Annotated in this window: 22 protein-coding genes and 1 tRNA gene; 17 read left to right on the top strand and 6 right to left on the bottom strand. The window is 66.8% G+C overall.

Going from position 1 to position 20,491, the window contains the following annotated elements; translation table 11 throughout:
- Positions 1 to 15 precede the first annotated feature (15 nt).
- The 7 genes from NNY25_RS05180 to cysQ are packed head-to-tail and all read left to right on the top strand — an operon-like array spanning position 16 to position 7,807.
- Positions 16 to 879: a c-type cytochrome gene (locus NNY25_RS05180; protein WP_265570284.1), complete on the top strand. Its 864-nt coding sequence runs from the start codon at positions 16 to 18 to the stop codon at positions 877 to 879.
- 58 nt (positions 880 to 937) lie between these two features.
- Positions 938 to 1,759, top strand: a complete 822-nt coding sequence (locus NNY25_RS05185) for a c-type cytochrome (protein WP_265570286.1) — start codon at positions 938 to 940, stop codon at positions 1,757 to 1,759.
- A 60-nt stretch (positions 1,760 to 1,819) separates the two neighbouring features.
- Positions 1,820 to 2,674, top strand: a complete 855-nt coding sequence (locus NNY25_RS05190) for a c-type cytochrome (protein ID WP_265570287.1) — start codon at positions 1,820 to 1,822, stop codon at positions 2,672 to 2,674.
- A 49-nt stretch (positions 2,675 to 2,723) separates the two neighbouring features.
- Positions 2,724 to 4,328 (top strand): carboxyl transferase domain-containing protein, encoded by a 1,605-nt coding sequence (locus NNY25_RS05195; RefSeq protein WP_265570288.1) that lies wholly within the window; start codon positions 2,724 to 2,726, stop codon positions 4,326 to 4,328.
- Positions 4,329 to 4,333: 5 nt separating this feature from the next.
- Positions 4,334 to 6,190, top strand: coding sequence for an acetyl/propionyl/methylcrotonyl-CoA carboxylase subunit alpha (locus NNY25_RS05200; RefSeq protein ID WP_276591654.1), 1,857 nt, complete (start codon positions 4,334 to 4,336; stop codon positions 6,188 to 6,190).
- Positions 6,191 to 6,192: 2 nt separating this feature from the next.
- A complete protein-coding gene (locus tag NNY25_RS05205) occupies positions 6,193 to 6,972 on the top strand; it encodes an SDR family oxidoreductase (protein WP_265570290.1) in 780 nt (259 codons plus the stop codon).
- A 4-nt stretch (positions 6,973 to 6,976) separates the two neighbouring features.
- Positions 6,977 to 7,807: a 3'(2'),5'-bisphosphate nucleotidase CysQ gene (cysQ, locus tag NNY25_RS05210; RefSeq protein WP_265570291.1), complete on the top strand. Its 831-nt coding sequence runs from the start codon at positions 6,977 to 6,979 to the stop codon at positions 7,805 to 7,807.
- Here cysQ and NNY25_RS05215 read toward each other — a convergent pair.
- Positions 7,773 to 8,102, bottom strand: a complete 330-nt coding sequence (locus tag NNY25_RS05215; RefSeq protein ID WP_265570292.1) for a hypothetical protein — start codon at positions 8,100 to 8,102, stop codon at positions 7,773 to 7,775. The two genes, cysQ and NNY25_RS05215, sit on opposite strands and share 35 nt — an antisense overlap.
- Before the next feature lie 160 nt (positions 8,103 to 8,262).
- Here NNY25_RS05215 and NNY25_RS05220 point away from each other — a divergent pair, with 160 nt between their 5' ends.
- From NNY25_RS05220 to NNY25_RS05230, 3 genes are all read left to right on the top strand, one after another.
- Positions 8,263 to 9,162, top strand: coding sequence for a MarR family winged helix-turn-helix transcriptional regulator (locus tag NNY25_RS05220; RefSeq protein ID WP_265570293.1), 900 nt, complete (start codon positions 8,263 to 8,265; stop codon positions 9,160 to 9,162).
- 1 nt (position 9,163) lies between these two features.
- Positions 9,164 to 10,624: a ComEC/Rec2 family competence protein gene (locus tag NNY25_RS05225; RefSeq protein ID WP_265570294.1), complete on the top strand. Its 1,461-nt coding sequence runs from the start codon at positions 9,164 to 9,166 to the stop codon at positions 10,622 to 10,624.
- A gap of 14 nt (positions 10,625 to 10,638) precedes the next feature.
- A tRNA-Val gene (locus tag NNY25_RS05230) sits at positions 10,639 to 10,714 on the top strand.
- A gap of 7 nt (positions 10,715 to 10,721) precedes the next feature.
- On the opposite strand, the gene NNY25_RS05235 is transcribed toward NNY25_RS05230, so the two are convergent.
- Positions 10,722 to 11,285 (bottom strand): helix-turn-helix domain-containing protein, encoded by a 564-nt coding sequence (locus tag NNY25_RS05235; RefSeq protein WP_265570295.1) that lies wholly within the window; start codon positions 11,283 to 11,285, stop codon positions 10,722 to 10,724.
- A 98-nt stretch (positions 11,286 to 11,383) separates the two neighbouring features.
- Here NNY25_RS05235 and NNY25_RS05240 point away from each other — a divergent pair, with 98 nt between their 5' ends.
- On the top strand, positions 11,384 to 11,863 hold the full coding sequence (locus tag NNY25_RS05240; protein ID WP_420854313.1) for a DUF6456 domain-containing protein: 480 nt from the start codon (positions 11,384 to 11,386) through the stop codon (positions 11,861 to 11,863).
- Between the two features lie 3 nt (positions 11,864 to 11,866).
- Here NNY25_RS05240 and NNY25_RS05245 read toward each other — a convergent pair whose 3' ends face one another.
- The 4 genes from NNY25_RS05245 to rpsF all read right to left on the bottom strand — a co-directional run bounded on the left by NNY25_RS05245 (position 11,867) and on the right by rpsF (position 13,457).
- Positions 11,867 to 12,043, bottom strand: a complete 177-nt coding sequence (locus NNY25_RS05245; RefSeq protein WP_265570296.1) for a hypothetical protein — start codon at positions 12,041 to 12,043, stop codon at positions 11,867 to 11,869.
- A 111-nt stretch (positions 12,044 to 12,154) separates the two neighbouring features.
- Entirely contained in the window at positions 12,155 to 12,868 is a 714-nt protein-coding gene (gene rplI / locus NNY25_RS05250; RefSeq protein ID WP_265570297.1) for a 50S ribosomal protein L9, read from the bottom strand.
- Between the two features lie 11 nt (positions 12,869 to 12,879).
- Positions 12,880 to 13,104 (bottom strand): 30S ribosomal protein S18, encoded by a 225-nt coding sequence (gene rpsR / locus NNY25_RS05255; RefSeq protein ID WP_265570298.1) that lies wholly within the window; start codon positions 13,102 to 13,104, stop codon positions 12,880 to 12,882.
- Positions 13,104 to 13,457, bottom strand: a complete 354-nt coding sequence (gene rpsF, locus NNY25_RS05260; RefSeq protein WP_265570299.1) for a 30S ribosomal protein S6 — start codon at positions 13,455 to 13,457, stop codon at positions 13,104 to 13,106. Before rpsF ends, rpsR begins: the two co-directional genes overlap by 1 nt.
- Before the next feature lie 181 nt (positions 13,458 to 13,638).
- On the opposite strand from rpsF, the gene NNY25_RS05265 reads away from it, so the two are divergent.
- The 6 genes from NNY25_RS05265 (at position 13,639) to dnaJ (ending at position 20,467) form a co-directional block, all read left to right on the top strand.
- Positions 13,639 to 14,295 (top strand): glycosyl-4,4'-diaponeurosporenoate acyltransferase CrtO family protein, encoded by a 657-nt coding sequence (locus tag NNY25_RS05265; RefSeq protein ID WP_265570300.1) that lies wholly within the window; start codon positions 13,639 to 13,641, stop codon positions 14,293 to 14,295.
- Positions 14,288 to 15,430: an aromatic ring-hydroxylating oxygenase subunit alpha gene (locus NNY25_RS05270; RefSeq protein WP_265570301.1), complete on the top strand. Its 1,143-nt coding sequence runs from the start codon at positions 14,288 to 14,290 to the stop codon at positions 15,428 to 15,430. Before NNY25_RS05265 ends, NNY25_RS05270 begins: the two co-directional genes overlap by 8 nt.
- Positions 15,431 to 15,483: 53 nt before the next feature.
- Positions 15,484 to 16,407 carry an ACP S-malonyltransferase gene (fabD, locus tag NNY25_RS05275; protein ID WP_265570302.1) on the top strand — a complete coding sequence of 308 codons (924 nt, stop codon included), beginning with the start codon at positions 15,484 to 15,486 and terminating at the stop codon, positions 16,405 to 16,407.
- Positions 16,407 to 17,147 carry a 3-oxoacyl-[acyl-carrier-protein] reductase gene (gene fabG, locus NNY25_RS05280; RefSeq protein WP_265570303.1) on the top strand — a complete coding sequence of 247 codons (741 nt, stop codon included), beginning with the start codon at positions 16,407 to 16,409 and terminating at the stop codon, positions 17,145 to 17,147. Before fabD ends, fabG begins: the two co-directional genes overlap by 1 nt.
- Positions 17,148 to 17,321: 174 nt before the next feature.
- The gene (gene dnaK / locus NNY25_RS05285) at positions 17,322 to 19,256 is read left to right on the top strand and encodes a molecular chaperone DnaK (RefSeq protein WP_265570304.1); all 1,935 of its coding nucleotides are present in this window, start codon (positions 17,322 to 17,324) and stop codon (positions 19,254 to 19,256) included.
- A gap of 71 nt (positions 19,257 to 19,327) precedes the next feature.
- Positions 19,328 to 20,467: a molecular chaperone DnaJ gene (gene dnaJ / locus NNY25_RS05290; RefSeq protein ID WP_265570305.1), complete on the top strand. Its 1,140-nt coding sequence runs from the start codon at positions 19,328 to 19,330 to the stop codon at positions 20,465 to 20,467.
- The last annotated feature ends 24 nt before the right edge of the window (positions 20,468 to 20,491 follow it).

A 20,491-nucleotide genomic window follows, 5' to 3' on the forward strand; every position in this document is an offset into this window, starting at 1 on the left:
TATGGGGAGAAATTCATGCGGATCATGACCGTGCCACTGCTGGCGGCCTTGCTGGCCGGCTGCAGTCAGGCCGCCGAACAGGGAGCCACGACAGGTGCGCCGAGCTTCGACGGGGCAGACTATGCGACCGAGGACGCGAAAGTCGCGCACGGGGAGCGGATTGCCGACCTGCTCGGCTGCGGCAGTTGCCATCGCGAGGATTATTCGGGTGCCGACTTCGGCGAGTTGATCCCGTTGATCGACGGTCTGTGGGCGACCAACATCTCGCGCACGCTGCCGAATTTCAGCGACGAGCAGCTCGAGACGCTGCTGCGCGAGGGCGTGCATCCCGAGCGCGACATCTACCTCATGCCATCGCGCACCAGCCAGTTCCTGAGCGAGGCCGACATGGACGCGCTGATCGCCTATCTGCGCACCATCGAGCCGACGGGCGAGCCGACCCCGGTGCCGCCCGAAGGTTTCGAGGACGCGGTTGCCGAACGCCTGCCGGACGATGCGTGGCGGATCGAGGAATATGGCCGCAAATTCTATCCCAACGCGGAAGAGGAAGCCGATTTCTACGCCAAGTATCGCGCACCCTCGCTGGGCGAAAATGTGGAGCGCGGGCGCTATATCGCGGCGGCGACCTGCACCAGCTGCCACGGGCCGGGGCTCGATGGCTATGGCGAGGCGGACGGGCCGGTCGACGGCGTGCTTGCCTACAGCGATGACGAATTCGAGACCCTGCTTGTCGAGAGCGTCGCGCGCGACGGACGCGTGCTCAAGGCCTGGTGGGGTGCCCCCCACGAGGGCGGCAAGTTGACGGCCAACGAGCGCATGGACGTGCTCTCTTACGTGCGTGCGCTGGCGGGGCAACGGGCGGAAAAATCCGCCGATTGATCTGGCTCAAGGAAGGGCGCATTCCTGTTCGTCTAGCATGAAGGTGAGGAGGAGTGTCATGCGCGCGATTGCCTGCCTGTTGGGAGTTGCCCTCTTGTCCGCCTGCTCGATCGGCGAGCGGCACGATCCGGTCCAGGGGCCGGGGCCGACCTACATGTTCCAGGGGGCGGGCGTGTCTGATCCCGCCGCGAAGCGCGCGCACGGGCAGCGGCTGGGCGAACTACTCGCTTGCTCGTCGTGCCATGGCGAGAGCTATCAGGGCGGCGCCTATACCGAGGATGCCGACGGCGGTTACGTGTTCGCCTCCAACCTCACGCTGGCGGTGCCGCGCCTGTCGGACGAGCAATTGACCAAATTGTTGCGCGAGGGCGTGCATCCGCGTCGGCCAAACCTCTGGTACATGCCATCAAAGAGCCTGCAGCGCCTCTCGCGCCACGACATGGCCGCTTTGGTTGCCTTCCTGCGCGCGCTGGAGCCGGCAGGCGAGGACTGGCCTGAACCGCAGAACGGCGAGACGACGACGGCGCTGCTCCAGCTCGGTATCCTCCAGGACGGGCCCGAGCTGGTCGAGGCCTATCGCGATCGGATGCCGCCCGATCTCGGCGACCAGGTCGGATACGGGCGCTACATCGCCTCGGTCACCTGTGCCGAATGTCACGGACCCGACCTGTCGGGCGAGATGGGGAGTGCGCCGCCGATCGGATTGGTCGCCGACCGCTTCGACCGCGCGGGGCTCGAGGCACTGACTGGCGCGGGCGGCGCGTCGACGCATGGCGAGGGGATGATGGGGCTGGTCGCGGCGCGCAATCTGTCGGTGCTGACCGATACCGAGCGCAGCGCGTTGGTCGACTACCTGCTGGTGCTGCGCGCCGCGCAATAACTCTATTCGCCGAACCTGATTCAGGTTAAGCAGTTCGCCTCCAACTGGGGGAGAAAAGCGATGAAGCGGATGTGGGTGCTGCTGGCGTCGGCCGGCCTGTGGGCGTGCAGTGCGGACAGCGACGATGCGGCGAAGGGGGCGGGCGATGCGCCCGACATTTCGCCCGCGGCGCTGACATTCGACGGCGGCGATTATGCGACCGACGCGGACAAGCTCGCCCATGGCGGCCGGATGGTGAAGGTGCTGGGCTGCCTCGGCTGCCACACCGACACCATGGAAGGGCAGAACATTACCGAGGGCGATCCGGCTTTCGGCGACATCTACGCCGCCAATGCGAGCCTGAAGCTTCCCGATTACAGTGACGAGGAATTGATGCGGCTTCTCAAGGAAGGCGTCCCCAAGGACGGGCACGAGATGACCTTCATGCCTTCCGAGATGTTCCAGCACGCCTCGGATGCGGACCTTGCCGCGGTGATCGCCTGGCTGCGCGCGAACATCCAGCCGAAGGGCGAGCCGCAGCCGCCCCACAAGCCTGGCCCGGCGCTCCAGGCGATGAAGGAGGCGGGCGAATATACCTACGTCGCCGAGATGGCGAGCCAGTGGAAGGACGTGCTCCCGCTCGATGCAGGACCCGAGACGGCCAAGGGGCGCTACATCGCGGGCGCGGCCTGCACCGAGTGCCACAACAACGAACTGCAGGGGTTCGAGAATTTCTCGCCCAACCTCTCGCTCGCGGCGATGTACGAGCCCGAGGAGTTCGTGAAATTGATGCGTGAAGGCGTGGGCAAGACCAAGCCCGACCTCGGCCTGATGGCAGTCACGGCGCGCGGACGCTTCGCCAACTTCACCGACGACGAGATCGCGGCGCTCCACGCTTACCTCAAGGCGCGCGCGGAAAACCTGCCGCCAGAATGAGGCGACATGGCTTTGCAAGTCGATGGCCGTTCGCTAGGGCCTTGGCCCCATGAGTGCACCGGTCATCGACAGCAAGGTCGACCTAGAGGGACCCGAGGCGAAAGCGCGGGCGAAGCATAATCGCGAACTGGTCGAGCGCCTGCGCGCCGACGTCGCCGAAGCGGCGAAAGGCGGGCCCGAGCGGCACCGCGAGCGGCACGTGTCGCGCGGCAAGCTCCTGCCCCGCGAGCGCGTCGAGCGGCTGCTCGATCCCGGCTCGCCCTTCCTCGAGATCGGTCAGCTTGCCGCGTGCGACATGTACGAGGGCGAGGTGCCCGGCGCGGGGATGATCGCGGGCATCGGGCGCGTCAGCGGCCGCCAGGCGATGATCGTGTGCAACGATGCCACCGTGAAGGGCGGCACCTATTACCCGATGACGGTCAAGAAGCATCTGCGCGCGCAGGAGATTGCGGAAGCGAACCGCCTGCCGTGCATCTACCTCGTCGACAGTGGCGGGGCGAACCTGCCGCACCAGGCCGAGGTGTTTCCCGACCGCGACCATTTCGGGCGCATCTTCTACAACCAGGCCAACATGTCGGCGAAGTCGATCCCGCAGATCGCCTGCGTGATGGGCAGCTGCACCGCCGGCGGCGCCTACGTGCCCGCGATGAGCGACGAGAGCGTCATCGTGAAGGAGCAGGGGACGATCTTTCTTGCCGGGCCGCCGCTGGTGAAGGCCGCGACGGGCGAGGAGATTTCGGCCGAGGACCTTGGCGGCGGCGCGCTCCACGCCAAGAAGTCGGGCGTGGTCGACCATCTCGCCGAAAATGACGAGCATGCGCTGACCATCGTGCGCGACATCCTCTCGACCTGTCCGGAAGGGGCGGAGAATGGCGATCTCAACTACGCCGAACCCCGCCCGCCCAAATACGACCCCGAAGAGCTCTATTCGATCATCCCCGAGGACGTGCGCGCGCCCTACGACGTGCACGAGGTGATCGCGCGCATCGTCGACGGCAGCGAGTTCCACGAGTTCAAATCGCTCTACGGCCCCTCGTTGGTGTGCGGCTTCGCGCATATCCACGGGATGCCGGTCGCGATCCTCGCCAATAATGGCGTGCTGTTCTCCGAAAGCGCCCGCAAGGGCGCGCACTTCATCGAACTCGCCGCGCACCGCAAGATCCCGCTGCTGTTCCTCCAGAACATCTCGGGCTTCATGGTCGGCGGCAAGTACGAGGCGGAAGGCATCGCCAAGCATGGCGCCAAGCTGGTAACCGCGGTGGCGACCGCGCAGGTTCCCAAGGTCACGGTGCTGATCGGCGGCAGCTTCGGCGCGGGCAATTACGGCATGGCCGGGCGCGCCTACAGTCCCAACTTCCTGTTCACCTGGCCCAACAGCCGCATCTCGGTGATGGGCGGGGAGCAGGCGGCGAGCGTGCTGGCGACCGTGCACCGCGACGCGGACAAGTGGTCGCCCGAGGAAGCCGAGGAGTTCAAGAACCCGATCCGCCAGAAATACGAGGACGAGGGCAACCCCTGGCACGCCACCGCGCGCCTGTGGGACGACGGCATCATCGACCCGGCGCAGACGCGTGACGTGCTGGGGCTGGCGTTCGCGGCGTGCCTCAATGCGCCCGTGCCCGACCAGCCGAAGTTCGGCGTGTTCAGGATGTAATGCGGATGTTCGACACTCTTCTCATTGCCAATCGTGGCGAGATCGCCTGCCGGGTCATGCGTACGGCGCAGGCCATGGGGATACGCTGCGTCGCGGTCTATTCCGAGGCGGACGCCAAGGCGCTGCATGTGCGGATGGCGGACGAGGCGGTGTGCATCGGGCCTGCTGCCAGCAGTGAGAGCTACCTGAAGGGCGACAGGATCATCGCGGCAGCGAAGGAGACCGGCGCCGAGGCGATCCATCCGGGGTACGGCTTCCTGTCGGAGAATGCCGAGTTTGCCGAGGCCGTGATCGACGCGGGGTTGATCTGGGTCGGGCCGAAGCCTGCATCGATCCGCGCGATGGGTCTGAAGGACGCCGCCAAGAAATTGATGGCCGAGGCCGGGGTGCCGGTGACGCCGGGCTTTATGGGCGAAGACCAGTCGGCCAAGACGCTGGCGAAGGAGGCCGACGCGATCGGCTATCCGGTGCTGATCAAGGCGGTCGCGGGGGGCGGCGGCAAGGGGATGCGCAAGGTTGACGACGCGAAGGATTTTGGCGACGCGCTGGAAAGTGTGAAGCGCGAGGCGACCTCGTCGTTCGGCAATGACGTGGTGATCCTAGAAAAATGGATCGAGAGTCCGCGCCATATTGAAGTGCAACTATTCGGCGACAGCCACGGCAACGTGATCCACCTGTTCGAGCGCGATTGCTCGCTCCAGCGGCGCCACCAGAAGGTGATCGAGGAAGCGCCAGCGCCCGGCATGAGCGAGGAAACGCGGCGCGACGTGTGCGCGGCGGCGGTGCGGGCAGGGCAGGCGGTCAATTACGAGGGCGCGGGCACGGTCGAATTCATCGCCGACGCGTCCGAGGGCCTACGCGCCGACCGCATTTGGTTCATGGAAATGAACACGCGCCTGCAGGTCGAGCATCCGGTGACCGAGGAGATTACCGGCGTCGACCTGGTCGAATGGCAGCTGCGCGTCGCGGCGGGCGAGCCGATCCCGGTCGAACAGGACGATCTCGTCATCGACGGGCACGCGATCGAGGCGCGGCTCTATGCCGAGGATCCCGCGACGGGCTTCCTTCCCTCGACCGGTCGGCTCGACCATTTCGACCTCGGCGACGAGGGGCGGATCGAGACGGGCGTCGAAGAGGGCGACATGATCAGCCCGCACTACGACCCGATGATCGCCAAGCTCGTCGCCTGGGGCGAGGACCGCGACGACGCCATCGAGGCGCTGGCCGACATTCTCGACGATCTCGAAGTGTGGCCGGTGAAGACCAATGCGGGCTTCCTGCTGCGCGCGGCGACCCATGAGGACTTCGTCGAAGCGAAGCTCGATACCGGCTTTATCGCGCGCCACGAGGACGACTTGATCCCCGACGGCGGCCCGAGCGACGCACACTGGCAGACCGCCGCGATGATCGCGGTCGCCGAGCCCGATCCGCAGCCGCTGGCGGGCTTTCGCCTCAACGCGAGCCCGCGCACTTCCGTCGCGCTCACGCACAAGGGCGAGACGCGGGTTATCGACCTCGCCGAGGTCGAGGAGACGCTGCCGGGCGCGGGCTTCGACGACGGGGAGCGCGTGGTGCTGTTCGTCGGCGGCGAGGCGACCGAATTCGCGCTGACATCGCGCGGCGTCGCGGGGGCTGCGGCAGGCGACGGGGCGATCCTCGCGCCGATGCCGGGCAAGGTGACCAGCGTCGACGTTTCGCAGGGAGAAAAGGTTTCCAAGGGGCAACGATTGCTGACGTTGGAAGCCATGAAAATGGAACACGGTCTCACCGCGCCCTTCGACGGAGTGGTGAGCGAACTCACGGCAGAGGCCGGCCAGCAGGTGCAGGTCGAGGCGCTGCTCGCAAAAGTGGAAAAGGAATAGAAATGGACGTCAACGGAGTTGCAGCAGTCGTCACCGGCGGCGCGTCGGGTCTGGGCGAAGCCACCGCGCGCAAACTCGCCTCGATGGGCGCCAAGGTCGCGATCTTCGACCGCAATGCGGAGCGCGGCGAACAGGTCGCGGGCGAAATCGGCGGCACCTTCTGCGAAGTCGACGTGACCAGCGACGACAGCGTCAAGGCGGGCTTCGAGAAGGCGCGCGCGGCCAACGGGCAGGAGCGCATCCTCGTCAACTGCGCGGGCGTCGCCAATGCCGCCAAGACGGTCGGCATGAACAAGGAAACGGGCGAGCGGCTGCTCTACCCGATGATCCAGTTCGAGCTGGCCATCAACATCAACCTGATCGGCTCGTTCCGCTGCATCGCCCACGCGGCGCAGGGCATGGTCGGGCTCGACGAGCTCGCGGACGGCGAGCGTGGCTGCATCATCAACACGGCGTCGGTCGCGGCCGAGGACGGGCAGATCGGGCAGGCGGCCTATTCGGCGTCCAAGGGCGGCGTGCTCGCCATGGCGCTGCCGATCGCGCGCGATCTCATGAATGACGGCGTGCGCGTCAACACGATCCTTCCCGGCGTGTTCAAGACGCCGATGGTCGCGATGATGCCCGAAAAGGTGCAGGACGCGCTGGGCGCGCAGGTCCCGTTCCCGAAGCGGCTCGGCAAGGCGGAGGAATATGCCGACCTCGCCGCCTTCATCTGCGAGACGCCCTATCTCAACGCCGAGAGCATCCGTCTCGACGGCGGCATCCGCATGGCGCCGCGCTAAGGCGATGAGTGATCTTGCGACACTCGACGCGCTCGGCGAGGCCGCGCGCGAAGCCGGCGAGGCGATCCTCGAGATCGTCCGTCGCGGCTTCGACGTCGAGCGGAAGGGCGACCAGTCGCCCGTCACCGAAGCCGATCATGCCGCCGAAGCGGTGCTGCTGGCCGCGCTCGCGCGCCATGCGCCGGGCGTACCGGTGATCGCCGAGGAGCAGGTCGCGGCGGGGAAGATCCCTGCGCACGACGACACCTTCTTCCTCGTCGATCCGCTAGACGGGACCAAGGAGTTCATCCGCGGCGGCGAAGACTACACGGTCAATATCGGGCTGATCGCAGGCGGCGTGCCGGTGATGGGCATCGTCTTCTCGCCCGCTACGCAGCGACTGCATCTCGGCCTCGTCGGCGAGGGAGCCTGGCTCGAAGGCGGCGGCCCGCGCCGACCGATCGCCACGCGCGAGCTGGGCGAGGAGCGCGTCGCGGTCGCGTCAAAGTCGCACCTCAGCCAGGACACGATCGACTATCTCGACCAGGCGTTCGGCGGGCGTTCCCCCGAGCGCGTGTCGGTCGGATCGAGCCTCAAGTTCTGCATCGTCGCCGAAGGTCGCGCGGACATCTATCCGCGCCTCTCGCCGACCTGCGAATGGGATACGGCGGCAGGCCATGCGGTGTTGCTGGCTGCCGGGGGACGCGTCGACGGGCCCGACGGCAAGCCGCTCGCTTATGACAAGAAGGCCTATCTCAACCCGGGCTTCGTCGCGACTGCGGGCTGGCAGGCGCCGGTGATCGGCCCCTTCATGCGCGATTTCAGCGGCGGCGGGGACATCCCCCAGGGAGTGTGACGTGCGCCGGGCGGGGCGGGCTTTCGAGCGCCGCCTCGTCATTGCCGCGCCAGCGGGCGAGCAAGGCGCGCGCGTCGGCGATTTCCTCGGGCGCGGGAATCGCTTGCAGCATCGCCAGTTCGCGGCGCGCCGCTATGAGCCTTTTTCGCAAGTCCTCGAGGTTCGCCGCGCTGGCGTGTGGGCCGGCATGGTCGAGCAGCGCCTCGGCCTCCCCGATACGCTTTTCGATCGCGGCGAGCCTGCGCGCACGCGGCACGGCGGGGGGCGATTTCCACAAAGGGGTCCTGTCCGTCATGCCCGCATCCATGCATCCGCGATGCTTTGCGCCGCTTTGCCGACACCGCCGAAACGGTGCATTTCGACCGTTGCGCTTGCGTAACGCGTAAGCGCGCGGTTATGAGCTGAAGCCTGCTCGGTTCACCCGGCCGCCAGTCGCGGCTTTTTGGGGGGATGCGGTGAACGAGCATTTCAAGACTTCGCAGGAGGCGCGTCTCGAGGGCGCGGTGAGCATCGTCGCGAGCGACGAGGCGGCGATCGGACGCGCGCGCGAGGGGCTGCGCCTGGCCTGTATCGGCGTGGGGCGGGTGACCCTGCTCGACGATTTCGACCCGGCGAGTATGGACGGCGCGGCCTACTGGTTCGAGCTGGGCGAGGGAATGCGCGACCCCTACGAGCGGCTGTGCGCGATCGACGAAGCGCTAGCCGATGCGCGGGCTCTCGCGGTCGCCTCGATCCATCCCGAGCTGATCGACCCGGCGGTCTACGTCCTATCCGAGCGCACCGAGTTGCTGATCGACCCGGAGGCGAGCGACAGGCTGGCGGGTGCGGTGGCGCTACAACGGCGCATCGATAGCGGGGTTGGCGACGGCGGCGCGATGAGCGACGAGAAGCGCCTGCGCGAATTGAGCGACGAGGTGGCGCGCATCGCCGACGCACTGGCGCGCATGACCGCGGGCCAAAGCGACTTCAAGGCGCGCGGCGCGACGCCGCGTCCGAGCGAGGAAGGCGTGCCCGAGGTCGACGCGGAGACGGTGCGCCGGGCGATCAAGCTGCGCCGGCTGCGCGAGAAGCACTTCGATGCCGAGCTGTTCGCCGATCCGGCCTGGGACATGCTGCTCGACCTGCTCGCCGCCGAGATCGCGCAGCATCGCGTTCCCGTCTCGGCGCTATGCACGGCCGCAGCGGTGCCACCGACGACCGCGCTGCGGTGGATGAAGACGATGGCCGATAACGGGCTGTTCGTGCGCCGCGCTGATCCTCATGACGGGCGCCGCGTCTTCGTCGAGCTGGCGCCCGAGGCGAGCCTGGCGATGCGCCGCTATTTTGCCGAAGCGGGGTCCTTGGTCGCGGCGTAGCATGATGGGTACGATTGCGATCGACATGTTCCCGGTCGGACTGGGGTCGGCGATGCTGGTCGAACTCGACCCCGGCGACGACCAGCCGATCCGCATCCTCGCCGATGGCGGGGTCGGGCATGGCGTTGCCGTGACCATGGTGAGGGACCGGCTGGCGCAGCGCTGGCCGCGCGGCCAGTTGATCGATCTCCTCGTGGGGACGCATTACGACGCGGACCACCTCAAGGGACTGGTGCCGGTCGTGGCGCATCCCTCCTTCGACATTGGCGAGGCCTGGCTCCCGCCCGTGCGCGATGCGCGTACGGACGAATTGTTGGGCAAATTGTTTGCCCGCGACGAGGACGGCAGCGCGTTGCAGCGTCACTTGCGCGACCAGGCCGACAAGATCGCGCAGGTCGAAGGGGCGGCAGGGCAGCTGGCTGAACGTTTCTCAATCGAGCGGGAAGCCGGACGCACGGCGCCTTTCGCCGATCGCGCGTTGGGCGAGGAGGACTTCCTCGGCTACGAAGACCCGGCTGCCGACGGTCACCGCGACGAGGACGAGCCGATCGACCGGCGCCCTCTCCCGCTGCGTATCGTGACGCGGCTCCAGGACATGATGGGCGAGGCGTGGAAAGGCGAATATGGCTTTGCGCCCTCGCGGGCCGAAGCGGCCAAGGCGCTGCTCGAACTCGATATCCTGAAGAGCCGGATCGCGTCGGGAGCGATCACGGCTATCCACCTTCACAAGCTGGTGCGCGCGCTGGTCGCCAAGGGCGTGGCGATGCGCTTTCCGATGATCACCAAGGGGAAACCCAAGCGCTATGGCTGGTCGCGCGCCGAGCGGCGTTTCTCGGTCCGTGCGAAGGGCGACGCTATCCTCATCGACCTGCTCGGTCCGTCGAATTGGCTGGCGGCGAAACATGGTGCCAAGCTACCGCGCGCGACGGCGCAGCTCCTGGCCTACATGACCTCGCTGCCACTCGAGGGCATCACGCCATCCAACCAGCTGAGCCTCATCTTCCGGCTCGAGGCGTTCGGGGAGGGGATGCTGCTGACCGGCGACAGCGGGTGCAGCGACTGGCCGGTGCGGCAGGGCACACGCACCTATCATGGCGCGCTCCTCAGGAAACTCGACCCGCTCGCCATCGTCCAGGTATCGCATCATGGCGGGCGCAGCCATCATTTCTTCCCGGTGCTGCAGGCGGCGCGTGTCGAGCGGCGCAAGATCACCTACCTGGTCAGCCAGGACGCGGCCAGCAAGGTGCGGCCGGGCGATGCGTTTCGCGACTATTGCCGCGGGGTGGCGCGCAACGGTTCGACCATCCTGTTCACCGAACCGCCGCGGCGCAGCCTCAGCCGCCCGATCGTGCCGCTGATCGGGGCGAGGACAGGGCCGGGCGAGGCGGTGTCGCTACGCTTTTCGCAGGGGCGCTGGCGGATCGCCGATCATCCTGTCGACGTGGGCGCATTGCCGCGCTAAGGGAGCGCCAGCAAGGGCGGTTAGCTCAGTTGGTAGAGCATCTCGTTTACACCGAGAGGGTCGGCGGTTCGAGCCCGTCACCGCCCACCATTTCTCTTCAAAGCGCGCGAACCAGCGTTTCGGCGACTGCGATCCAGGGCGGGTCGGTGACGACCTGCTGGCGTCCGCCTGCGGTGACGGGGAGGAGCAGGAACTTGTCGTCCTGGCGGTCGATCATGCGGCCGAACAGGAAGCGGCCCGCCGGGCGCGGGACGAGGACGTCGCGGTTCAGGGCCTTGCCATAATCGCCGTCGTCGAGGCGGCGGCACCAGATCTCGTCGCCGGCGCGATAGTCGCCGATGCCCGCCGAGACGGTCACCGCGACGAGGTCGGCGGCAGGGGTGGGGGGAAGGACGATCGCAGTCTTCTTGGGCGCGTGGACGCCGTGGGGGCCGAGGATCGCGGCGACGCCGACATCGTTGCGCTGCGGGTGATCGACCAGCTCGTTCGCCTCGACCCCGAGCGCGTCGGCGATGCGGTTGAGCCAGTCGACCGAGACGGTCCGCATCCCGGTCTCGAGCCGCCCGATCGTCTGCGGCGTGGTGGGCGGCTTGCAGGCCTTCGCCACCTGGTCGAGCGTCATGCCCCTGGCCTTGCGCACATCCCTGATCCGAGAGATCATCATCGTCCCCTTTGAACCAAATCGGTTTTCTTCCTGTCCTACATTATCGCCGACATGGCAAGAGTGTTTCGACTCGGAAATGGACAGGGGAGATGTGGATGGCCAAGAGGATGCTCGAGGAGCGCGCGCTCGAAGGCGAGACGGTCGGCGGCAAGCGGCATGGTCGCGCGCGCAGCGTGACGGTCAACCGGCTGGAAAGCCCGCTCGGCTGGCTGCTGGCGCGCGGGCACGTGACGCAGCGGCAGTACGATGCGGGCGAGCGGCTGCGGCTCGATTACGAACGCGCGCAGCTGGCGCCGCGCGTGACGATGGCGTGGGACGCGGCGCCGGTGGCCAAGGGGCGCGGCGGGTCTGCAAGCGCCTCGGAGGCACCGATGGGGCAGGTCGAGGCCAAGCGCCGCTTCGACGGGGCGCTCGAGGAAGCCGGCAAGGGCCTGTCCGACATCTTGTGGCGGGTGGTGTGCGCGGGCGACGGCATGCGCGAGGCCGAAGGCGCGCTCGGCTGGCCGGCGCGTTCAGGCAAGCTGGTGCTGGTGATGGCGCTCGATCGCGTCGCGGACTTCTACCGCATCCGCTAGCGCCTAATCCTCAAGGTCGGCCTTGAGCCCCTTGTCGGGGCCGCCCTGGCCCTGCTCCTGGTATTTCACCGCATCGAACGTCTCGGTGTCGAGCGCGTCAATCTTGTCCTCGTTGAGGAGCGCGGGGGCTTCCTCGTTGGGCGTTTCGGCATTGGTCGGCGTCTTCTTGTCGTTCGACATGTCTGCTCCTTTCCCTTTCCGAACGGGGCAGGGCGCCTCGACGTTCCAACCATGCAAAAAGGCCGCCGGATCGCTCCGACGGCCTCTTTGTCTTGTCGAAGGAGAGGAGGCTTAGGCCTTCTCTTCCTCGCTGTCGGTGTCCGCCTCGTCGCTAGCGACGTCTTCGGCTTCGACTTCGGCGGTTTCCGCCTCGGTCTTGGCAGCCGGGGCAGCGGTCGCAGGCGCTTCGGCCTCTTCGATCTCGCCATCCTCGCCCACGATCTGGCCCGGTTCGAGCTGCTCGTCGGTCACGGGACCGGCGGCCTGCGCGATCGCGGCCTGTTCTTCCTCGTACATGCGCGCGAGGATGTCGACGCCTTCCGCCTGCAGCTCGGCCTCTTCGGGCGAGCGGGCGACGTTGGCCTTGACCGTGATCTGGACTTCGGGGTGCAGGACGATGGTCACGTCGTGCATGCCGATGGTCTTGATCGGGCGAACCAGCTGGACCTGGGCCTTCTCGATCTTGAAGCCGTTCTCGTCCATGCCGGCGACCATGTCGCGGGTCGAGACCGACCCGTACAGCTGGCCGGTGTTCGAGGCCTGACGGATGAGGACCAGCGTGGTGCCTTCCATCTTCTCGCCGATCTTCTCGGCGTCGCCGCGCTTCTCGGCATTCTCTTTCTCGATGCGCTCGCGATTGGCTTCGAACACCGCCTTGTTGGCGGCATTGGCGCGCAGCGCCTTCTTGTTCGGAAGCAGGTAGTTGCGGGCGTAGCCGTTCTTGACGGTCACGACATCGCCGATACCGCCCAGCTTCTCGACGCGTTCAAGCAGGATCACATCCATTGTCTGTCTCCTTACTTCACGACGTAGGGCAGGAGCCCGATGTGGCGCGCGCGCTTGATCGCCTTGGCGAGTTCACGCTGCTTCTTGGCCGACACGGCGGTGATGCGCGACGGCACGATTTTGCCGCGCTCCGAGATGAAGCCCTGCAGGAGGCGCACGTCCTTGTAATCGATCTTCGGCGCTTCGTTGCCCGAGAAGGGGCACGACTTGCGACGGCGGAAAAACGGGCGAGCCATTAGTTGCGCTCCTTCTTGCCGCGGCGTTCGCGGTCCTTGCGCATCATCGCGGACGGGCCTTCTTCGTGGGCGTCGACGCGGATGGTCATGTAGCGGACGATGTCTTCGTTGATGCGGGTCTGGCGTTCCAGCTCCTCGACGGCCGCCGGCGGCGTGTCGAGACGCAGCATCACGTAGTGCGCCTTGCGGTTCTTCTGGATCTTGTAGGCCATCGATTTGAGGCCCCAATTTTCGGTCTCGACCACCTTGCCGCCATTGTCGGCGATGATCTTACCGGCTTCCTCGGTCAGCGTGTCGACCTGCGCTTGCGCAAGGTCCTGACGCGCGAGGAAGACGTGCTCGTAAAGAGCCATAGTCTTTTCTCTCTTTTTGGCCGATCGCTGACGCTGCACCATGCAAGCGCCCCTCCGGCTATCGTCGGTATTCTTGGCGTGAACCCGGCAAGCCGGGACGACGCCTATTCAAACAGGATTATTCGGGCGGAATCGCTTCCGTCCGGTCCTGCGGGGCGCCCCTTGCCGGATTTCCCGCGCGATGGCAAGCCCTTGGGACGGGGATGACGAGGGAGAATCGAGCGCGATGACGCACGAGGCCGACGAGGCGAGGAAGCTGGCGATGCGCTACAACAACCTCACCTTCGCTCTGTTCGGCGCGTGGCTCGCCATGCTCCCGATGTTCTGGCTGCGCGCGTTCGGGCCGCTCCTGTCGTTCGATGCGACGCCGATCGATGCGCCCGTCGCCGTGCTGTTCGCGGCGAGCCTGGCCAGCGCGCTCCTCGCCGCAAAGCTTCCTGGGTCCTACTACCGACCGCGTTCCTTCGAGACCCGCGCCCTCTACCGCCGGCTCGGCATCCGCGAATTTCGGGCGGTGATGAGCGATGGGGACATGATCAATCGACACGTCAGGACACGCCACCCGGGCTATGTCGTCCATCGCGGCGACGGGGCGCTCGCGGCGGCGGTCGAGCGCGGGATGCGGTCGGAACGCGCGCACCACGTGCTGTTCTGGTTCGGGCTCGGCACCAGTGCCTGCGCGGCGATCGGCGGTTGGTACGGCTGGGCGACCGCGATCGGCCTGGGCAACCTCGTCGGCAACCTCTACCCGATGATGCTGCAGCGCTATACGAGGGGTCGGCTGATGCGGGCACGACCGCGGCTCGTCACCGAATGCCTGGAGGGTGCCCATGCTTGACCATCGCTTCGCCAACGATGTCGATCCGCTCGACGATCTGAGCCTGCCGGGATGGGTCTATCACGACGAGCCGTTCTTCGAGGCGGAGAAGGCGGCCTTCCTGCGCAAGGCGCCGCAGGTCGTATGCCACGACAGCGAAATCCGCGCGCCCGGCGAATGGCGCAAGCTCGACTATCTGGGCGAGAGCGTGATCGTGGTGCGCGGCGACGACGATAAGGTGCGCGCCTTCCACAACATCTGCCGCCATCGCGGAAGCCGGCTGGTCGACGAAAATGGCGGCTGCGATCGCGTGCTGACCTGCCCCTATCACGGTTGGAGCTACGGGCGCGACGGTGCCTTGAGGGGCGTGCCGCACCGCGAGGAATATCCCGGGCTGGATGTCGAGGGACTGGGCCTGAAGCCGGTCGCGCACGAGGAGTGGCACGGCTTCCATTTCGTCACGCTGGAGCCCGGCGCGCCGTCGGTGGCTGAGATGATGGCACCCCACGAAGACGAGATCGCGCCCTACCGCTTCGCCGAGCTGGAGGCGATCGGCCGCGTCACGCTGCGCCCGCGGCGGCTCAACTGGAAGACGATCGCGGACAATTATTCCGACGGGCTGCACATCCCGGTCGGCCATCCCGGCCTCACGCGCCTGTTCGGCAAGAGCTACCGCGTCGAGGCGGGTGCGCATGTCGACAAGATGGAGGGGGACCTGCGCGACGCGCCGTCGGCCAACCTGTCCGAGCGCGCCTACCAGCAGCTGCTCCCGCACGTGCCGCACTTGCCCGAAAGCCACCAGCGCAAATGGCTCTATTTCAAGCTATTCCCCAACGTCGCCTTCGACATCTATCCCGACCAGGTCGACTTCATGCAGTTCCTGCCCGTCAGCGCGACCGAGACGGTGATCCGCGAAATCAGCTACGCACTGCCCGACGAGCGCCGCGAGATGCGCGCCGCGCGCCATCTCAACTGGCGCATCAACCGGCAGGTCAACGCCGAGGACACGGTGCTGATCGAGCGCGTGCAGGCGGGGATGGAGAGCGGGGCCTACGAGCCGGGGCCGCTAGGCACCAGCGAGGTGTGCCTGCGCAGTTTCGCGCGGCGTCTCCGGGCCGAGCTGCCGCAGGCGCGGCTGGCACACCCTCCCGCCTAGCCAAAGTGCGCGCGCCGCGCTAACCGCGCCTCGACAACAACAGGGGAGCGCAGATGCGCGCATTCATTTTTCCGGGGCAGGGTAGCCAGAAGGTCGGCATGGGGCTCGAATTGGCGGGCGCCAGTGGCGCTGCCAAGGACGTCTTCGCCGAAGTCGACGAGGCGCTCGGCCAGCACCTCTACAAGCTGATGACCGAAGGGCCCGAGAACGAACTGACGATGACCGCCAACGCCCAGCCGGCGATCATGGCGCACTCGCTCGCCGTGCTGGCCGCGATGGGCATCGAAGTGTCGGACAAGGCCGATTTCGTCGCCGGGCACTCGCTCGGCGAATATTCGGCGCTGGCCGCAGCGGGGACGTTCGGGCTGGCCGACACCGCCAAGCTGCTGCGCATCCGCGGCGACGCGATGCAGGCCGCCGTGCCGGTCGGCGTCGGCGCGATGGCCGCGTTGCTCGGCGTCGACATCGAACAGGCCGAAAAGATCGCGCAGTCGTGTGCCGAGGACCAGGTGTGCGAGGTCGCCAACGACAACGATCCCGGGCAGGTGGTGCTGTCGGGTCATGCCGACGCGATCGTGCGAGTGATCGAACGGGCCAAGGACATGGGCGCCAAGCGCGCGATCGGCCTGCCGGTGTCGGCGCCGTTCCACTGTTCGCTGATGCAGCCCGCCGCGGACCGGATGGCGGGGGCGCTGGCGGGGGCCGCAATGGCCGCGCCGTCGGTTGCGCTCTACGCCAACGTGAGCGCCGCGCCGACGAGCGACGTCGACCTCATCCGCAGTCAGCTTGTGCAGCAGGTGACGGGCCGCGTTCGCTGGCGCGAGAGCGTCTCGGCGATGGCCGACGCGGGCGTGACGCAATTCGTCGAGATCGGCGGCAAGGTGCTTGCCGGCATGGTCAAGAAGATCGCGCCCGATGCGGCCGTCACCAGTCTCGTCTCGATCGAGGACATCGAAGCTTTCGCGAAGGAACTCTAATGTTTGATTTGACCGGAAAGACCGCGCTGATCACGGGCGCTTCGGGCGGACTGGGTTCCGCGATTGCCAAGGCGCTTGCGGCGCAGGGGGCGCGGCTGGCTCTGTCGGGCTCGAACAAGGAAAAGCTCGAAGCTTTCGCTAGCGAATTGGGCGGCGACCATGTGACGCTGGTCTGCAACCTTTCGGACGGCGATAGCGTCGACGCGCTCGTCCCGCAGGCGGTCGAGGCGCTGGGCGGCAAGCTCGACATCCTCGTCAACAATGCCGGCATCACGCGCGACAATCTCGCCATGCGGATGAAGGATGACGAGTGGAACGACGTCATTACTGTCAACCTCGAGGCGGCGTTCCGCCTGATGCGCGCGGCGTGCAAGCCGATGATGCGTGCGCGGGGCGGGCGGATCATCAACATCAGCTCGGTGGTCGGCGAGACCGGCAACCCGGGACAGATGAACTATGTCGCCTCCAAGGCCGGCATGGTCGGCATGTCGAAGGCGCTGGCGCAGGAAGTCGCCAGCCGCGGCATCACCGTCAATTGCGTCGCGCCGGGCTTCATGACGTCGGCCATGACCGATGCGCTCGACGACAAGCAGAAGGACGGCATCCTTTCGAAAATCCCGATGGGTGCGATGGGTTCGGGCGAAGATATCGGGGCCGCGGTCGCCTATCTCGCCAGCGACGAGGCGGGCTACGTCACCGGCCAGACGCTGCACGTCAATGGCGGCATGGCGATGCCCTGATCGCGCGCTGCCCTTACGGCATCAACGAAGCCCCGGCGCCCGCGTCGGGGCTTTTTTGTGTGCCCCGCAACCCTTGATGGCCATCTTCGCGCACCTATATCGCCCCCCGAGAAGCGAATTCATTCCGGGGGCGCACCCGCGTGACCCCGGGGGCATTAGAGAGGGAAATCACCTATGACCAAAGTCATCGGCATCGACCTTGGCACCACCAACAGCGCTGTCGCCGTGATGGAAGGCGGCAAGCCCAAGGTCATCGAAAATTCCGAAGGCGCGCGCACGACCCCGTCGATCGTGGCCTTCACCAAGGACGGGGAGCGCCTCGTCGGCCAGCCGGCCAAGCGCCAGGCGGTCACCAATCCCGACAACACCGTGTTCGCGGTCAAGCGCCTGATCGGTCGCCGGTTCGACGATCCGATCACCAAGAAGGACACCGAACTGGTGCCTTACGAGATCGTCAAGGGCGCCAACGGCGACGCGTGGGTCAAGGCGGGCGGCGAGGACTACAGCCCGTCGCAGATTTCGGCCTTCATCCTCCAGAAGATGAAGGAAACCGCGGAAGCCTATCTCGGCGAGACCGTCACGCAGGCGGTTATCACCGTCCCGGCCTACTTCAACGATGCTCAGCGCCAGGCGACCAAGGACGCGGGCAAGATCGCGGGTCTCGAAGTCCTGCGCATCATCAACGAGCCGACCGCGGCTGCGCTCGCCTACGGGCTCGAGAAGGAAGACGGCAAGACGATCGCGGTCTACGACCTTGGTGGCGGCACGTTCGACATCTCGATCCTCGAGATCGGTGACGGCGTGTTCGAAGTGAAGTCGACCAATGGCGATACGTTCCTGGGCGGCGAGGACTTCGACGCGGCGATCGTCGAATATCTGGCCGACAAGTTCAATCAGAAGGAGAATATCGACCTTCGCAAGGACCGCCTCGCGCTCCAGCGCCTCAAGGAAGCGGCCGAGAAGGCGAAGATCGAACTCTCCTCGGCGCAGACCACCGAGGTCAACCAGCCGTTCATCACCGCACGCATGGAAGGCGGGTCGTCGACTCCGCTCCACCTCGTGGAGACGATCACGCGCGCCGACCTCGAGAAGCTGGTGGGCGATCTCGTCCAGCGCACCCTCGAGCCGACCAAGAAGGCGCTCAAGGACGCCGGCATGAAGGTCGAGGAGATCGACGAGGTCGTCCTCGTCGGCGGCATGACGCGCATGCCGATGGTCCGCGAGACGGTCGAGAAGTATTTCGGCAAGAAGCCGCACACGGGCGTCAACCCGGATGAAGTCGTCGCGATGGGCGCGGCGATCCAGGCGGGCGTGCTCCAGGGCGACGTCAAGGACGTGCTGCTGCTCGACGTGACCCCGCTGAGCCTCGGCATCGAGACGCTGGGCGGTGTGTTCACCCGCATGATCGACCGCAACACCACGATCCCGACCAAGAAGTCGCAGACCTTCTCGACCGCCGAGGACAACCAGAACGCGGTGACGATCCGCGTCTTCCAGGGCGAACGCGAGATGGCGGCCGACAACAAGATGCTCGGCCAGTTCGACCTCGTCGGCATCCCGGCCGCGCCGCGCGGCGTGCCGCAGATCGAGGTGACGTTCGACATCGACGCCAACGGCATCGTCAACGTCAGCGCCAAGGACAAGGGCACCGGCAAGGAACAGCAGATCCGCATCCAGGCCTCGGGCGGTCTTACCGACGACGACATCGAGAAGATGGTCAAGGAAGCCGAGCAGTTCGCGGAAGAGGACAAGAAGCGCAAGGAAGGCGCCGAAGCCAAGAACCAGGCCGAAAGCCTGATCCACGCGACCGAAAAGCAGCTGTCCGAGCATGGCGAGCTGGTCGACGATGCGGTCAAGACCGAGATCGAGACCGCGCTCAAGGGAGCCAAGGACGCCGTCGAAGGCGGTGATCCGGAAGCGATGAAGGCCAAGACCGAAGCGCTGGCGCACGCCGGCATGAAGCTCGGCCAGGCGATCTACGAGAAGCAGCAGGCCCAGGGCGGCGCGGAAGCGGGCGAGAATGCCGGCGCCGACGGCGAGGCCAAGGCGGACGACGAGGATGTCGTCGACGCCGAATTCTCGGAAGTCGACGAAGACGAAAAGGCCTAAGGGCACATGGCGGGCGGCGTGAAGCGATCGGCTTTGCGCCGCCCTTGCCATGCGCGGGGAAGTGTTAGGTCATGAGCGTCCAGACCGATTATTACGAACTGCTCGGTGTCGCGCGCGACGCCGACGGCACCGCCATCAAGTCGGCCTATCGCCGGCTGGCCAAGGAATATCACCCCGACCGCAATGGGGGGTGCAAGGAAAACGAAGCCAAGTTCAAGGCCGTGTCGGAGGCCTATGACTGCCTCAAGGACCCGCAAAAGCGGGCGGCCTACGACCGCTTCGGCCACGCCGCCTTCCAGAACGGCGGTGGCGGGCAGGGGCCGTTCGGGGGCGGCAGCGCCGACTTCTCCGATATCTTCTCGACCATCTTCGGCGATTTCATGGACGAGGCGCAGCGTCGTGGCGGCGGTCGCGGCGGGCCGCAGAATGCCGGGCGCGGTTCGGACCTTCGCTACGACCTGGAGCTGACGCTCGAGGAAGCCTTCGCGGGCACCGAGAAGAAGGTCGAGATCGAGACACTGTCGCCGTGCGAGCCGTGCGAAGGCAACGGGTCGCGCGGGACGTCCAAGCCCCAGACCTGCACCACCTGCGGCGGCGCGGGACGCGTGCGCGCGCAGCAGGGCTTCTTCATGGTCGAGCGCGGCTGTCCGCAATGCCTTGGTTCTGGGCAGACGATCGCCGATCCCTGTCCCAAGTGCGACGGCGAGGGCCGCGGTCTCAAGAAGCGCCGCGTGACCGTCGACATCCCGGCGGGCGTCGATGAGGGCACGCGCATCCGCGTGGCGGGCGAGGGCGAAGCGGGCGTGCGCGGCGCGCCGGCAGGCGACCTCTATCTGTTTGTCCACATGAAACGCCACCCGATCTTCGCGCGCGAGGGCACGACGCTGGTCGCCGATTGTCCTGTCAGCTTCACCACCGCCGCGCTGGGCGGCGAGATCGAGGTGCCGGGCGTCGATGGCGAGAAGATCGAGGTCAAGATCCCGGCTGGCACCCAGTCGGGCGAGACGATCCGTCGTCGCGGCGCGGGCATGAGCGTGCTTCGCGGACGCGGTCGCGGCGACATGGTCGCGCGCATCCTCGTCGAGACCCCGACCAAGCTGTCGAAGGAGCAGAAGGACCTGCTCCAACAGTTCCGCGAGACCGAGACGGGCGACGAGTGCCCGGCAGCCAAGGGCTTCTTCACGCGCATCAAGGAAATGTTCGAGGGTTAGGCAAAGCGCGTTCGAGCGTGTATC

The sequence above is a fragment of the Sphingomicrobium nitratireducens genome (assembly GCF_026157035.1).
Classification (GTDB): Bacteria; Pseudomonadota; Alphaproteobacteria; order Sphingomonadales; family Sphingomonadaceae; genus Sphingomicrobium; species Sphingomicrobium nitratireducens.

What these genes read in the sequence shown, in the direction of transcription:
- NNY25_RS05185 (WP_265570286.1), top strand. Translation starts at nt 938, where the DNA reads ATGCGCGCGATTGCCTGCCTGTTGGGAGTTGCCCTCTTGTCCGCCTGC.
- NNY25_RS05190 (WP_265570287.1), top strand. Translation starts at nt 1,820, where the DNA reads ATGAAGCGGATGTGGGTGCTGCTGGCGTCGGCCGGCCTGTGGGCGTGC.
- fabD (WP_265570302.1), top strand. Translation starts at nt 15,484, where the DNA reads ATGCGCGCATTCATTTTTCCGGGGCAGGGTAGCCAGAAGGTCGGCATG.
- NNY25_RS05245 (WP_265570296.1), bottom strand. Translation starts at nt 12,043, where the DNA reads ATGTCGAACGACAAGAAGACGCCGACCAATGCCGAAACGCCCAACGAG.
- dnaK (WP_265570304.1), top strand. Translation starts at nt 17,322, where the DNA reads ATGACCAAAGTCATCGGCATCGACCTTGGCACCACCAACAGCGCTGTC.
- rpsR (WP_265570298.1), bottom strand. Translation starts at nt 13,104, where the DNA reads ATGGCTCGCCCGTTTTTCCGCCGTCGCAAGTCGTGCCCCTTCTCGGGC.
- rplI (WP_265570297.1), bottom strand. Translation starts at nt 12,868, where the DNA reads ATGGATGTGATCCTGCTTGAACGCGTCGAGAAGCTGGGCGGTATCGGC.
- NNY25_RS05195 (WP_265570288.1), top strand. Translation starts at nt 2,724, where the DNA reads ATGAGTGCACCGGTCATCGACAGCAAGGTCGACCTAGAGGGACCCGAG.
- fabG (WP_265570303.1), top strand. Translation starts at nt 16,407, where the DNA reads ATGTTTGATTTGACCGGAAAGACCGCGCTGATCACGGGCGCTTCGGGC.
- NNY25_RS05200 (WP_276591654.1), top strand. Translation starts at nt 4,334, where the DNA reads ATGTTCGACACTCTTCTCATTGCCAATCGTGGCGAGATCGCCTGCCGG.
- rpsF (WP_265570299.1), bottom strand. Translation starts at nt 13,457, where the DNA reads ATGGCTCTTTACGAGCACGTCTTCCTCGCGCGTCAGGACCTTGCGCAA.
- NNY25_RS05240 (WP_420854313.1), top strand. Translation starts at nt 11,384, where the DNA reads ATGGCCAAGAGGATGCTCGAGGAGCGCGCGCTCGAAGGCGAGACGGTC.
- NNY25_RS05180 (WP_265570284.1), top strand. Translation starts at nt 16, where the DNA reads ATGCGGATCATGACCGTGCCACTGCTGGCGGCCTTGCTGGCCGGCTGC.
- NNY25_RS05225 (WP_265570294.1), top strand. Translation starts at nt 9,164, where the DNA reads ATGATGGGTACGATTGCGATCGACATGTTCCCGGTCGGACTGGGGTCG.
- dnaJ (WP_265570305.1), top strand. Translation starts at nt 19,328, where the DNA reads ATGAGCGTCCAGACCGATTATTACGAACTGCTCGGTGTCGCGCGCGAC.
- NNY25_RS05215 (WP_265570292.1), bottom strand. Translation starts at nt 8,102, where the DNA reads ATGACGGACAGGACCCCTTTGTGGAAATCGCCCCCCGCCGTGCCGCGT.
- NNY25_RS05205 (WP_265570290.1), top strand. Translation starts at nt 6,193, where the DNA reads ATGGACGTCAACGGAGTTGCAGCAGTCGTCACCGGCGGCGCGTCGGGT.
- cysQ (WP_265570291.1), top strand. Translation starts at nt 6,977, where the DNA reads ATGAGTGATCTTGCGACACTCGACGCGCTCGGCGAGGCCGCGCGCGAA.
- NNY25_RS05235 (WP_265570295.1), bottom strand. Translation starts at nt 11,285, where the DNA reads ATGATCTCTCGGATCAGGGATGTGCGCAAGGCCAGGGGCATGACGCTC.
- NNY25_RS05265 (WP_265570300.1), top strand. Translation starts at nt 13,639, where the DNA reads ATGGCAAGCCCTTGGGACGGGGATGACGAGGGAGAATCGAGCGCGATG.
- NNY25_RS05270 (WP_265570301.1), top strand. Translation starts at nt 14,288, where the DNA reads ATGCTTGACCATCGCTTCGCCAACGATGTCGATCCGCTCGACGATCTG.